The organism is Haloprofundus salilacus (genome assembly GCF_020150815.1).
Taxonomy (GTDB): domain Archaea; phylum Halobacteriota; class Halobacteria; order Halobacteriales; family Haloferacaceae; genus Haloprofundus; species Haloprofundus salilacus.
The window spans coordinates 2,579,498-2,592,681 of the sequence record NZ_CP083723.1 but is presented as its reverse complement, the minus strand read 5'-3'; the positions used below and the strand labels follow the sequence as shown (position 1 = coordinate 2,592,681).

Sequence of the window (13,184 nt, the reverse complement as noted above, 5' to 3'; positions counted from 1 at the left end):
GCTCTCGCTAGCGTGGCCGGTGATGGCCGAACAGACGTTCCGGACGCTGATGCGGACGACGGACGTCATCGTCACGGCACTCTTTTCCCCGGCGGCCGTCGTCGCTATCGGTCTCGCGGACCTCTACGCTCGGTTCCCGCTGCGAATCGGTCTCGGACTCGGCGGCGGCGCCATCGCGCTCTCCAGTCAGGATACCGGCAGCGGCGCGACGGCGAACCGCGACGAAGCTATCACGCAGGCGTTGTTGATGGGTGTCCTCGCCGGCATTCCGTTCGCCCTCTTCGGGCTCTTCTTCGGCGAGTTGGCGATTTCGATACTGGGGGCGTCCGAGCGAGTCGCCGAACTCGGCGGGCAGTATCTCGCGCTCATTTTCGCTACTGCGCCGGCGCGCCACGTCGCGCTCATCGGCGCGCGGTCGCTGCAGGGAACCGGGGATACGCGGACGCCGATGTACATCAACGTCTTCGCGAACGCGCTCAACATCTCTGGGACCGTCGTGCTCGGTCTCGGCCTGTTCGGCTTTCCGGAACTGCGCGTCGTCGGCGTCGGTATCGCGACCGCCGCCGCCAACGTCGCCACAGCCCTCCTGCTGCTTCTTGCCATGTGGAGTTCGTGGAGCGAGGCGTCGTTCGCCCGGCCCCGCGATCTGGTTATCGCCCGCCAACTCGTCGAGGTCAGCGTCCCGCGGATCGCCGAGGGGTTCATCGCTACGCTGGCCGAGTTCCCCTTCAACTCGCTGCTTCTGGGCTTCGGCACCGCCGTCAACGCCGGTTTCCAAATCGGTCGCCGGATGTACCAGCAGGTGACCGGGCCGCTCTCGCGCGGCTACAGTGTCGCGGCGAGCGTCGTCGTCGGACAGGCGCTCGGCGACGGCGACCCCGACCGAGCGAGATTCGAAGGCTGGGCCGTCGCGGCGCTCGGCGTCGTCACCGTCGGCGTCGTCGGGATCCTGCTCGTCTTCGGCGCGGGGTGGTTCGTCCGACTGTTCTCGGACGACCCGGAGACGGTCCGGTACGCGACGAACTTCGCGCGAGTGTACGGGCTCTCGGGAGGGGCGCTCGTCGTGTTCGTCGCGCTCTCGGGGGCGCTCCAGGGCGCGAGCGAGACGCGAATGCCGTTCGTCGCGCGCGCGACCGGGATGCTCGGCTTCTTCCTCGGATTCTCGTGGCTGGTTGGCGAGATACTCGGCTACGGTCCGGTCGGCGCGTACCTCGGCATCGGACTCAGCTACCTGTGGATGGCGCTCGTCGTCGGGTGGAGTTTCCGCCGGAGCGACTGGGCGAGCCGAGCGGCGAGAATGATGGCTGAGCGAGGCACCACGACCGAAAGCTGACAAGGCGCTGTGCCCTCCGGAACGGAATCAGCGCCGAAGCGCCTGTTTCGAGTTGTCGTCCGCTGACACGGCAGAACTGGATTCAAGTAGAGTCGCGACGACTCTTCCGTCGTTGTGAACGGTGACTTCACACCCGCAAAACACGAATGCAACGAGAGTCAGCCCATCGGTCCCGATTCTGTGGTACCGCTCGTCGAACAGGTCGTCAAGTGCGTCGGCGTCGATGATGTCGACCAACGGAGTTTCGAGCTCTAACGGACTCGTCCCTCGGCACTCGGCGACGGCCTCGACGGCAGTGACGGAGACCGGCCGGGACGCAGTGGTCCATTCAGTTACAGTTTTAGACATTCCCATGTCCTATACTTTTCCGGGGGCCCATGTGAAGTTCCACTATCCACATCGGTTCTCTCGCTCTCAGGGGCTATACTGATAGGCTCGCCCTCAGTCGGACTGGTAGAGATACTCCAGTATCTTCCGCTGTGCTGCGCGAAGATGGCCGTTGAGCGTCGACTGGGCGATACCGAGGCGGTCGGCGATTTCGCGTTCGGTGCTCGTCCGCGGCGATTCGAAGAAGCCGTTCAAAAACGCGGTTTCGAGCGCCTCCTGTTGCCGTTCGGTGAGCTGCTGTTTCAACTGGGCGCGGACTTCCCCGAGCGTCGGCGACCCCCGCGCGCGTTCCCGGCGGGCGGTCAGTTCGACGCGGTCGTACCGCGCGCGAAGCGTCTCGACGAACGACCGAACGTCGAACCGGTCGGAGACGGTGACGGTGACCGCGCCGACGCCGTCGGCGGCGTCGAACCGCTGCGGGACGGCGCCGTGGTCGATGAACGTCTGGAAGATGTGGTCGATGCAGACCGTACATTTGAATACGGCGTTCGTTTTGCTCTCGTCGACGACGTGGATGTCGCGGACGTCGAGCGTCTGCTTCATGAACTCGACTACCGAGGCTGTCTCCGCCCCTCGGGCGGTGAAGGTGGCTCTGAGACCACCTTCTTCGACCGTGACGAGGTCGTCGAGTTCGAGCGTGCAGCCGAGTTCCTCGCTCGCGCGGAGGTACGAGACGGAGGCGTCTTCGACGGTGAGTTCGAGTTCGACGTCGGCGTCGCCGACGAGGCTCCGCTTGTTCTCGGCGGCGTTGATGGCGTACGCGGTCGTGTTGCTCAGTTCGCGCAGCACCGAGCGCTCCATCTCGTCGAACACGCCCGATCGGTCGGCGTACACGCAGAGTACGCCGTACGACGTCCCGCGGTAGCGAAGCGGCAGGCAGATCAGCGACTGGTAGCCGCGTTTCAAAGCCTCGCTGCGCCAGGGGTCGAACGGCGGGTCGTCGTGCAGATCGTCGACGACGACGGGTTCGGTCCCTTCGGCCGCCCGTACCGACGGGTGCGACCGGTCCGTCAGCTCTCGGAGTTGGGAAAGATACCCGTTCTCGAAGCCCGCGGAGATTCGCGGGGTGACGGTGTTGTCGACCACGTCGTGGCCACCGATCCACGCGAACCGGTACGGACCAGTCGTCGTCAACTGTTCGCAGACCGATCGCTCTATCTCCGTCCGCGAGGTGGCGTCGACGAGCGTCCGGAGGATCTGGCGCGTGACGCCGTTGACCCGGTTGAGACGGCCGAGCGTCTGGTTCTGCTCGCGAAGCTTCGTCTGCTGCTCGACGAGCTGCGACTCCCGGTCGGCGCGGTCCAACGCCGACTCGGTGTTCGCAGCGAGGATGCGCGCGAAGCTCGTCGTCTCGGGGGCGTCGGTCTCACCGAAGACGAACACGCCGTGACGGCCCAGCGGGTAGACGACTACGTCGAACGGGTTGGTACGCTCGTCGACCGGGTCGACGTCACGGAAGACGTACCGCTCGTCGTCGACGTACGCCCGCCAGGCGAGTTCGACGTCCGGGTCGAGCAGTCGTTCGATGTCGACGAGATGCGCGTCGCTCGACGGTCTGATCTGCGGTCGAAGCGAACCGCTGGCCTCGTCGTACAGTGCCACCGAGACGAACAGACCGTTGAGTGCGTCCTCGGCGGCGTCGACGGCGATGGTCGCCACCTCCTTCGGGGAGTCCGCGTTCAGCAGCCGTCCGGCCGCCTCCGCGAGCGACTCGAGTTGTTGCTCGCGCTCTCTGTGTTCGGTGATGTCCTCGGCGGCGGCGACGACGTGCGTGAGTTCGCCCCCCTCGTCGGTCACGGGGACGGCGTGGACGCGAAACGACCGACGGCGGTCGCCGTCTTGCTCGACCGATAACTTCTCGCCGTACACCGGTTCGAGCGTCCGCTCCGCGCGGAGAATCGGTCGCTCGGCGGCGGCCATCGGCTCTCCGTCGGCGTCGAAGAATCGAACCGCCGGTTCGGTCGCCCCCGAGTCGTCCTCCCCGACGAGATCGAACAGTTCCCGCCCCCGGGCGTTTCCGAGCGTGACGCCGGTCTGACTCTCTCTGATCGCAAGCGCGACCGGCGCGGTGTCGAGCAGTCGCTGAACCACTTCGCGCTGGTGTTCCAGCGACGAGGCCTCGCCGACGCGGTCGGAGACGTTCTCGATGACGCCGACGCTTCCGCGAACCCGTCGGTCGGAGCCGACGACGCGACTCCGAATCTCGCAGCGGACGCCCTCGCCGTCGGCCGTCTCCAGCGTCGTCGTCGTCCGCGTCTCGCTGACGTCGCCCGCAGTCGAGGACTCGTCGAGCGGATGCAGTCGCTCGACGGTCTCGGGGTCGAACAGTTTCGAGACGTGCTCGCCGAGCAGGTCCTCCTGACTGTAGCCCGTTATCGACGCGACGCCCTCCGAGATCGTGACGAACCGTCCGTCGGTGTCGAGTCGGTAGAGCGCCTCCTCGGCCACCTCGAACAGTCCGTTCGAGATGACCGAGTCGTTCTCACCCTCGACGCCGCTGTCGACTCCGTCCCCGACGCTACCGTCGACTTCGCCTTCGACGCCGTCGTCCGTTACGTCGATCACGTTGGGTCCCTCCGTGACGCTCTCCGATTGCTCCGCCTCGTCGACGCGCACGTCGGCTTTGACGGCCAGATCGGCTGCGGCGGTCACGTCGCTTTTGTTCCGCGCGACGCCCTCGCCGCGCGCGTCGCGCAGCGTGACGACGAACTGGCCCGGCGTTCCCTCGTCGACCGGCCGAAGTTCCAGTTCGATCGGATAGCTCTCGCCGTCCGCGCCGCGGCACCATCCGACGGATTCGGTTCGCCCGCCCTGTCTCGCGGCGTCACAGAGCGCTGTCGGCGTCTCTGTCTCCTTCCGCGGCTGGTAAAACGTCGCCAGCGACTGTTCGAGAACGTCGTCTGTACTTCGACCCGTCATCCGCTCCGCTCCGGCGTTCCACGACACGACCCGTCCCTCGTCGTCCAGCACGAACACCGCGACTCCCTCGGCGCTTTGGAGTAACGTCCGGAACTGTAGCTCCGTCGCCACAGTGGCCCTGTCGTCCATCGCCCATCCGTCGTCGTCCCGTGGACAAAAACGCTGTGTGTAGACGGTATTACATTCTTGTTGAACAATCTATCGCATAAACTGAGGAGTATCTGGCCGAACTGACGCTACTGTCGCTACGAACGAAAACGAAAGAAACGAGAACGGAGGTCGTCGTTACCGTCGGCGTTTGACCGCCCACCGCGACAGCACACCCACCGCGATACCCGCGGCGAACGCTTTCACCATGTCCTGGCGGCGGCGGCGCTGGTACTGTTCGGGGAAGTACTCTTGGGCGGCTTCGACGGCGAGTTCGCCCAGACGCGAACGGAGCACGTCCGCTTGTTTGTCGGCTTCCACCTTGGCTCGAACTTTCGCTCGCTGCTTCATCTCCTCAGTATCGACGCGTCGTTGTGCCATGCAGCGGCGCATAGGCCGTTTGTATGTAAAACCCTTGTGGCCCGGTGTCATTCGCGAACGTCGAACTGTCCGCGAACGGATTCAGAGCGTGGTACCTCCTCTGGGACGTGCCGTAGCCGGTCACTCGCTGGGTTCGCTCCCGGAAAACGGGCGAGAAAGCCGACGAAGTTTCAGCGAACTACCGCTCGTCGATGTCGACCCACTCGTTGTCCTCGTCGCCGACGTACTGGGCGCGCGGTCGGATGAGTCGATTGTCGTCGTATTGTTCGAGGACGTGCGCGATCCATCCGCCGACGCGCGAGAGCGCGAAGATGGGCGTGTAGATGTCGATGGGGATGCCCATCTGGTAGTACGTCGACGCCGAGTAGAAGTCGACGTTCGGCGCGAGACCCTTCTCCTCGTCGATGTACTCCTCGATGGCGACGCTCATCTCGTACCACTTCGTGTCGCCCGCCGCCTCGCCGAGTTCCTCGGATTTCTCGCCGAGAATCTTCGCGCGCGGATCCTTCACGTTGTAGACGCGGTGGCCGAAGCCGGGGACGCGGCGACCCTCGTCGAGCGCGTTCTTCACCCAGTCGGTCGGGTCGCGGTCGCTCTCGTCGACCTCCTTCAGCATCTTCATCACGTTCGCGTTTGCGCCGCCGTGGAGGCTGCCCGAGAGCGTGCCAACCGCACTCGTAATGGCGCTGTGCAGTTCCGACAGCGTGGAGGCGGTGACCATCGCCGAGAATGTCGAGGCGTTCAGGCCATGGTCGGCGTGGAGCACGAGCGCCATGTCGAACGTCTCGGCGAGCACGTCGTCAGGTTCCTCGTCGTTGAGCATGTAGAGGAAGTTCGCCGCGTGACCGAAGTCCTCGCGCGGTTCGACCGGTTCCTCGCCGTGTCGGAAGCGATTGAACGCCGCCAGCGCCGTCGGTATCTTCGCCGTGATGCGGCGGCCCTTGCGGGCGTTGACCTCCTCGTCGGTGACGTCCTCGGCGTCGGCGTCGGGGTCGTACGCCGAGAACGACGAGACGATGGTCCGGAGCGCGGCCATCGGTTCCTCGTCGTTCTCGGCGAGTTCGCGAATCTCGTCGTAGACGCCGTCGTCGAGGTGTCGCTCCTCGGCCATCGACGCCGAGAACGAGTCGAGTTCCTCGCGCGTAGGAAGTTCCCCGTGCCACAGCAGATAGAGCACTTCCTCGTAGCTCGCGTTGTGCGCGAGGTCTTCGATGGTGTAGCCGCGATAGATGAGACGGCCCTCGTCGCCGTCGATATGACTGAGTTCGGATTCGGCGACAAGGACGCCTTCAAGCCCCCGCTTTAGCTCGTCTGCCATGTCATGAAGGTTCATGACGCTTTCAAAAAAGCGTTGCCGTTCTCGGCTTTGCTGCCGGAATCTCCCAGTGGGGGTGCGACAGCCTAACAACCCTTTTGCCCTCGCGACGAGAACCTGAGCGTATGGACCCCGGAGCGGTCAAGTACGAACCCGTGAGCGTGAAAGCGGTGCTCTCGGAGATGAAAGACACCGCCGAACTGCTCATCGACCTCTCGTACTCCGCCGTGCTGCACGGGAACGACCCGCTCGCCGCCGAAGTGTTGATGCTCGAAGAGCAGATGGACATCCTCCAACTCAAAGCGCGGATGAGCCTCCTGATGTCGGCACGAACCACCGAAGACGCGGAGGCGCTCGCACCCGTCCTCGGCGTCGTCGGCGCGGCGGAGAAGATTTCGGACGCCGCAGGCGACATCGCCAAAATTGTCCTCGAAGACATCGGCCTGCCGGAGGCGATGCGCGCGGCGCTCCCCGAGGCCGTCGAGGTGGTCGTCCGCGCCGAACTCGCCGAGGGGACGCCGTACGACGGTCGGACGCTCGCGGACATCAATATGGAGACCGAGACGGGCGTCCGTATCATCGCCATCCGCCAGTCGCAGCCGACGGGGAAGACGGGATGGCTGACGAACCCCGACCGGGATACGACGCTGCACGCCGGCGACGTTGTCATCCTCAGAGGTCGCACGGAGGGACTCGACACCGTCTACGAGACAGCCACGGGCAACCCGTACGAGGCGCCGGACGCGCCCGACCCGACCATCGACGATCTCGGTCGGGCCGTCGACTCCATCGTGTTGATGAAGAACATGAGCGAACTCGCCGTCGACCTCGCCTACGGCGCGGTGTTGTTCGACAGCGAGGGCGTCGCCGAGGAGGTCCACGAACTGGAGGCAGAGGTCGACGCACTCCAGTCGCGCTTCGAGGCGTGGGTGCTCCGCGCCGCCGCGCGCGTCGACGACCCCATCTCGCTTCGCGGCCTCGTCCACCTCGCGACCGCCACCGAGGAGATAAGCGACGCCGCCCTCGAAATCAGCGAGGGCGTCCTGCGCGGACTCGACACGCATCCGGTCGTCGCCGCCGCCGTCGAGGAGTCCGACGAGATAATCGTCCGCCTCACCGTCGCTGGAGGGAGCACGCTCGCGGACGCGACGCTCGCCGAGCGGATGGTGAAAACCGAGACGGGGATGCGCGTCATCGCCGTCCGCCGCCCCGAGGCCGCCTCCGAACGCGACGGCGGCGAGTGGGTCGTCTCCCCGGGACCGACGACCGAACTCCACACCGGCGACGTCATCATCGCCAAGGGGACCCGCGCGGGCGCCGAGCGCCTGAGCGAACTCGCGGGCGACGCCCGCGAGTTCGAGTAAGGATACATCAGAGTTCGCGCGCCAGCTGATACGCCGAGACGACGGTCAGCGCGGCGGTGACGAGCATCGCCGTCGTCGTCGCGAGCACGAACGCCAGCAGCATAAACCAGCCCTCGGGACCGACGACGGGGAACCGCTGCGTCCCGCCGAACGGCCCGAGAAGTTCGAGAACGCGAAAGAGATACGCGCAGAGTGCCAGCGCGACGCCCGACGCGACGCCGACTTTCGCGTGCTGTGGCACCGACAGCGCCTGCAGGAGGCCGCCCGACTGCGGCCGTTCTGGAACGTCGCTCACGTCTAGAACATCGTCCCAGTGGCTCAAAATCCCGTCGCCTCGGGACGGCCCTCGGCGGCTACTGCAGTTCGTCGATGAAGTCGACGCCGGCAGACGTTCGCTCGGTCGTCGAGACCCGCCGCGTCTCGTGGTCGAACGCGACGAGGTCGGCAGCCGCTAGCTTCGGTAGGTGGACGTGGTACAGGTCGATTCGAAGGCGCTCGACCCGCTCAGTCGTCGTTTCGTCGAACTGCGTGTACTGGGCGACGCGGCGGTCGCGTCGCTCGACCAGTGCGCGCGTCAGGTCGTCTATCGACAGCGGACCCCCGCGCTCGGCGAGTTCGAGCAGAACCGCGCGTCGGCGGGCGGCGGCGAGTGAATCGAACAGTTCGTCGCACCCGTCTGCGTCGAGTTCGCTTCTATCGGGGTAGTCGGTCACCGTCGGTTCGCTCATGAAGTACTCTCAGCATCTCTACCCCCTTGACGCCACGCCCTCAACTCTGAAGGTCGCCGACGACAGTGATCGGTCCGTCGGCGACCGTTCACTGTGAATCAGTCCGCCGATCGGTCGTCAGGACTCCGTTCTCCCGTCGTCCTGCTCGTCGATCAGTAGCGCGTTCTGCACGAGCGCAGCGTTCGCTCGTCGAAGCCGCTGAGAGACCGCGTTCGGCGACACGCCGAGTTCGTCGGCCAAATCGGTGATATTCGCCTTCCGGGGGACGGTGAAGTAGCCCATCTCGAAGGCGGCGACGAGCGTCTCCCGCTGCGGCGGCGTCAGTCCGTATTCGCGCTGTTTCGGTTCCTGCATCTCGTGAATGCGCTCTAACTCGAACGTCAGATCGTGGTCGGCGAAGTACGCCCGGAAGTCGTCGAACATCGACCGGTCGATAAATCGAATTTTGAGCGACCACAGACCGTCGTGCGCCTCCGCCGAGAGGACGATACCGTGCTGGTCGATGATCTCGTCGACCAACTGCTGGACCTCCTCGCTCCAGTGGACGTTGTAGAGCGCGACCGATTCCCACGCGTCGACGACGTTGAGTTCCTTCACGGTTGGGTCCGCCTCAATCGCCTCCCGGACCACGGCTGCCGATTCGGTCTCGCTGGACGCCCAGAAGAACGGAAGCACCCACTCGCGACTGTGCGTCGCGAGGCGGTCGACCTCGACGAGTAGGTCGGGGACGCGGTCGAAGGTCTGCGAGAGCGCGAACGACTCGGCCGGAATCGAGAACTCGGTGACGATACCCATGACGGTGACTACCGGACGGAGCGACAAAAGTAGCGAGTCGGGATTGTCAACTCACAGTCCATTACACGCAGACGCCGGTCACGCGTACGCGGCGAACTCCTCGCCGAAGACGAGGAAGTACGCCGTCCCGAGCACGCCGACGACCGTCGCGACACCGAACGCCAGCGTCGGCGAGGAGGCGTACAGCCACCCGCCGACGACGGCGCTCGGGATGGTCACCGCGTTGCGGACGAGGTAGTACGACCCGGTCACTCGCCCGCCCGCGTCGCGCTCGGCCGGGCCGACGATGAGAGCCTTGTGCGCGGGGAGTCCGGCGAACCGAAGCCCCGAGAACGCGAAGAGGACGGCGAGCACCGCCGCGTTCGGGGGCGAGAGAATCAGCAGCGCCGGAAACACGGCGTAGACGGCGAAGCCGAGCGCAACGACCGGTTTCAGACCCACCCGCCGAGCGAGTTTGGCGACCGGAACCATCACGAGCAGCGCGACGGCCATCTCGACGGCCAGAAGCACGCCGAAGTACGCGTCGGGGTTGAGCGCCCCCACGACCGGCAGCGTCGCACCCACGTCGAGAAACTCGGTGACGACAATGACGAAGAAAACGTACACCATCCCGTTGGCGAAGCGGACGAGCGTATCGGCGATGAGCAGCGGTCGGAGCGGTTCGGGCAGTCCCCGCAGGTCGTCGAGAACCGCCTTGAGACCCGAAAACGACTTGCCGAAACTGTCCTCGGAGGAGTCGTAGAGGAAGTGCTGGGCGACGGTGGCGACGAGACCGAACGCGGCGGCGACCAACAGCACGTAGCCGAAACCCACCTCGAAGGGGTACGTCGCCAGCAGTCCGGCGGCGACGAGCGGGCCGAGCAGAAACGCCGTCCGTCGAAACGTCTCGGTGCTCGCGAACCCCGTCGCGAGACGGTCCGCGGAGACGCTCTGCTTGACGATGGCGAACGTCGCCCCCAGCCCGAACGACTTCCACGCCTGCGAGAGCGCCAAGCCGAGGAAGATGACGACGATGGCGAGGTTGGTCGGTCCGACGGCGATTTCGGTCAGTGACCCGGCGAAATACCAGAGGACGAAGCCGACCGTCGAAGCGAGACCGAACAGCGTCAGCGCCACCCGCGACCCGATGCGGTCCGACAGCGCTCCGCCGGGGTACGGGTAGACGGCGCTGATGAGGTTGCCGAAACTCCCGTAGAGACCGATGGCGACGCTTCCGGCCCCGATGACGCTCATGTACCGGGGCATGTAGCGACCCGTCATCTGGAACCCGAGGCTGAACGCGAACATCGCCACCGAGAGAACCAGCACGTCGCCCTCCAGCGCGAAGAACTGCTTGAACGGCGAGAACGGATCGGCGTCTTCGCGTTGCTGCATGCCCGTAGATACGTAGCGGCGCTCAAAACTACTCGGTACTAACGGGATCGCATCATCTCCGGAGGAGTCTTTTGTCGTCGGAGATGATATGCTCACGCGAGAAGTGTCGTGGTTTTTAGCACTATATATTTATAAGATTATTTTAGTTAATTAAATTTCTCCATCCCGAATTGTGGTTGATGTACATGAGCGAACAACCAATCGCAAATTACCTGCGCGACCACCCACGAATGATCGGCGTCCTGTTCACGATGATGCTCCTGCTGTCGCAGGCGGGGACCGTGGCGGCGAACAACGCGTTCTGTACCAACGGTCCGTAATTACAGACCGAAGTTACCCGGAAACTCAACGCTGAGTTCGTCACTCCACTGCAGGGACCCACCGATTTTCACGGGTGCCCGTTCCAACTCGAGGAAGTTCTTCAGTTCCTCGGCACCTATCTCGAACTTTCCGACTGTTCCCGTCGCTAAGTGATGGCGGTCCACAGCGTCCAAGAGCGGTTTAACCAAACTCCCCAAGTCGTAAGACTTCACAGGGTAGTACTCAAGTTCAATTTCGAACGTGTTCTCTCCGCACGGTTCTATCTGTAAGACTCCGGGCACACCGCTCTCGTTCTGACACAGCGACAACCCGCCGTCGCCGAGTACGATGTACCGATTCGCGGTGAACACTTCCTGCTGCGCGATCGTCAGCGCCGAACGGAGGGTGAATCCGCAGTTCAGCAGTCGGGCAAGCGTCTGTCCTAACTTCGTCGCCGTCGTGTTCGCCACGTCCGAGAGCGTCACGACGCCCCCGTAGCTTCCGCGTTCGACGAGCGCCTCGCCCTGTTTGTACGAACTGCAAGCGTTGAGCAGGAACGACTCGACGGCCACGTCGTCGAGTTCCCGCGCGTCGAGGAAGCCGTCGGCGCACTGCATCCCGCGGCGGTCGACGTGGCCGACGTAGTGAAGGAAGTTCGTCGGACGCGAGAGCAGGGCGGCCAACTCCTCGCAGGTCAGGTCGTACCGGATGTCGATTTCGAACTGCAGCAGATCACGGAGTCCGTACAGTTCGGCGACGACGCCTTCCTCGCGCATCTGTTCGTCGTTGCAGACGACGGTGATGTCGATGCTCGTCCGGTCGGCGACGTCGCGTTCGAGGCGGCGGCGGTACGACGCCGCCGTCGCTTTGCTCGCCCCCAGCGGGAACCCCTCGCCGACCCACGCGTGTTCGACCGTCTCTGCGGGCCGCGGGTGGACTATCTCTTCTCCTTCCCCGGCCTCGGACGCACCGCGGACGAACGTGTCGTCCGTCTCTCCCGCTGCGGGCCCCCGAGTACTCTGACGGAAGAAATCTGTTACCGCCTTCGGTTCTGGCTCCGGCGGGGTGAGCGACAGTCGGTCGGGACAGCGCACCAGCGAGAGGTCGTTGGCAACGAACGGGAGCATCTCGACATTCTCCTGCGTCGGTCGAACGTCGGTCGTGAGGTTCCACGCCGGGAGATGCGGTTCGAGATCTCCGAACGGCATCGAGAGGTACTCGGCGAGTTGCTCGTCCAGCGGCAACTCGTACAGCGCCTCGAACGCCACGTCGAACGCCGTCTCGACCGCGTGGCGCTCGTGGAGGTCGACCGGATAGTACCCCTCCGTGCGCGTGAGACAGTCGAGGAAGAACACCTGTCTGAGCGTCTGACCCAGTCCGCGCTCCACGTCGCCGCCGGGGGCGAGCGGGAACTCCCACCCGGCGAGTTCGAGTCGCGCCTCCGACCCCGGAACGACTGTCGCGCCGAGGTAGTACGCCAGCGGCGCGCTGGCGTACACCGCCGTGCGCTCGGGCGGCAGCACCAGCGTTACGCCCGTCTCCGGCGTCCGGAGGTGGTCGGGCGCGTCGAACGTCTCGCCGCGTTCGACGAGTGGCGGGTGTCCCCGAAGCGTCGGAAACGACCGTTCGGGCGTCGTCGTCTTCAACGCCGACCCCAGAAACGAGATGGCGCGCATCGTCGATTCCGGGTCGTCGGGCGTCACGACGGTTCCCGCCGGCCGCTCGTGGAACGACCGCGCGCCGACGGAGACCCGCGTTGGTTCGCCGAACTCGAAGGTCGTACTCCGCTCGCCGTAGCGTATCGAGACGGCGGCGTCGACGACGACGAACAGCTTCATCGGTGCCGTCGTCACTTCGATGTCGTACGCGCCGACGTCGAGGTCGACGCCTCGGCGGTTCATCGACTGCGTGAGGGTTCGACCGTCCTGTCCGCGGACGATAGCGCCGGTCAGTTTCGGCAGCTTCAGCGACGACGTGCGGAGTTCGACGGCAAAATCGACCGGGAAATAAAAGGCCGACGACTCGGCCTCTGCGGCCGTGACCGGACCCGACGTGTACAACTCGAAGCGGGCGTTCTCGATGCCGTCGACGAGACAGACGCCGTCCCGGTCGGCCAACTCGACGCAGTGGAGGGAGGTCAC

12 protein-coding genes are annotated in these 13,184 nt (G+C 65.1%); 3 read left to right on the top strand and 9 right to left on the bottom strand.

Annotated elements, in window-relative coordinates:
- Positions 1-22 precede the first annotated feature (22 nt).
- Positions 23-1,333: an MATE family efflux transporter gene (locus LAQ58_RS13365; protein ID WP_224450173.1), complete on the top strand. Its 1,311-nt coding sequence runs from the start codon at positions 23-25 to the stop codon at positions 1,331-1,333.
- Positions 1,334-1,360: 27 nt separating this feature from the next.
- Here the strand turns inward: LAQ58_RS13365 and LAQ58_RS19125 are convergent, their stop codons facing one another.
- The 4 genes from LAQ58_RS19125 to citZ form a co-directional block, all read right to left on the bottom strand.
- Positions 1,361-1,681, bottom strand: a complete 321-nt coding sequence (locus LAQ58_RS19125) for a HalOD1 output domain-containing protein (RefSeq protein ID WP_224447944.1) — start codon at positions 1,679-1,681, stop codon at positions 1,361-1,363.
- Between the two features lie 93 nt (positions 1,682-1,774).
- Complete coding sequence (locus LAQ58_RS13355) at positions 1,775-4,768, bottom strand: PAS domain S-box protein (RefSeq protein WP_224447943.1); 2,994 nt, start codon at positions 4,766-4,768, stop codon at positions 1,775-1,777.
- Positions 4,769-4,924: 156 nt separating this feature from the next.
- A complete protein-coding gene (locus LAQ58_RS13350) occupies positions 4,925-5,167 on the bottom strand; it encodes a hypothetical protein (RefSeq protein ID WP_224447942.1) in 243 nt (80 codons plus the stop codon).
- Positions 5,168-5,345: 178 nt separating this feature from the next.
- Positions 5,346-6,485 (bottom strand): citrate synthase, encoded by a 1,140-nt coding sequence (gene citZ, locus LAQ58_RS13345; RefSeq protein ID WP_224447941.1) that lies wholly within the window; start codon positions 6,483-6,485, stop codon positions 5,346-5,348.
- Positions 6,486-6,607: 122 nt separating this feature from the next.
- Here citZ and LAQ58_RS13340 point away from each other — a divergent pair, with 122 nt between their 5' ends.
- Positions 6,608-7,846, top strand: a complete 1,239-nt coding sequence (locus LAQ58_RS13340; protein ID WP_224447940.1) for a potassium channel family protein — start codon at positions 6,608-6,610, stop codon at positions 7,844-7,846.
- A 7-nt stretch (positions 7,847-7,853) separates the two neighbouring features.
- Here the strand turns inward: LAQ58_RS13340 and LAQ58_RS13335 are convergent, their stop codons facing one another.
- From LAQ58_RS13335 to LAQ58_RS13320, 4 genes are all read right to left on the bottom strand, one after another.
- The gene (locus tag LAQ58_RS13335) at positions 7,854-8,141 is read right to left on the bottom strand and encodes a DUF7536 family protein (protein WP_224447939.1); all 288 of its coding nucleotides are present in this window, start codon (positions 8,139-8,141) and stop codon (positions 7,854-7,856) included.
- 58 nt (positions 8,142-8,199) lie between these two features.
- On the bottom strand, positions 8,200-8,574 hold the full coding sequence (locus LAQ58_RS13330) for a DUF7344 domain-containing protein (protein WP_224447938.1): 375 nt from the start codon (positions 8,572-8,574) through the stop codon (positions 8,200-8,202).
- 117 nt (positions 8,575-8,691) lie between these two features.
- Complete coding sequence (locus LAQ58_RS13325; protein ID WP_224447937.1) at positions 8,692-9,369, bottom strand: helix-turn-helix domain-containing protein; 678 nt, start codon at positions 9,367-9,369, stop codon at positions 8,692-8,694.
- A 78-nt stretch (positions 9,370-9,447) separates the two neighbouring features.
- Positions 9,448-10,743, bottom strand: coding sequence for an MFS transporter (locus LAQ58_RS13320; RefSeq protein WP_224447936.1), 1,296 nt, complete (start codon positions 10,741-10,743; stop codon positions 9,448-9,450).
- Positions 10,744-10,928: 185 nt separating this feature from the next.
- Between LAQ58_RS13320 and LAQ58_RS18945 the strand changes: the two genes are divergently transcribed.
- Entirely contained in the window at positions 10,929-11,063 is a 135-nt protein-coding gene (locus tag LAQ58_RS18945) for a DUF7503 family protein (protein WP_255594848.1), read from the top strand.
- Here the strand turns inward: LAQ58_RS18945 and LAQ58_RS13315 are convergent, their stop codons facing one another.
- A complete protein-coding gene (locus LAQ58_RS13315) occupies positions 11,064-13,184 on the bottom strand; it encodes a caspase family protein (protein WP_224447935.1) in 2,121 nt (706 codons plus the stop codon).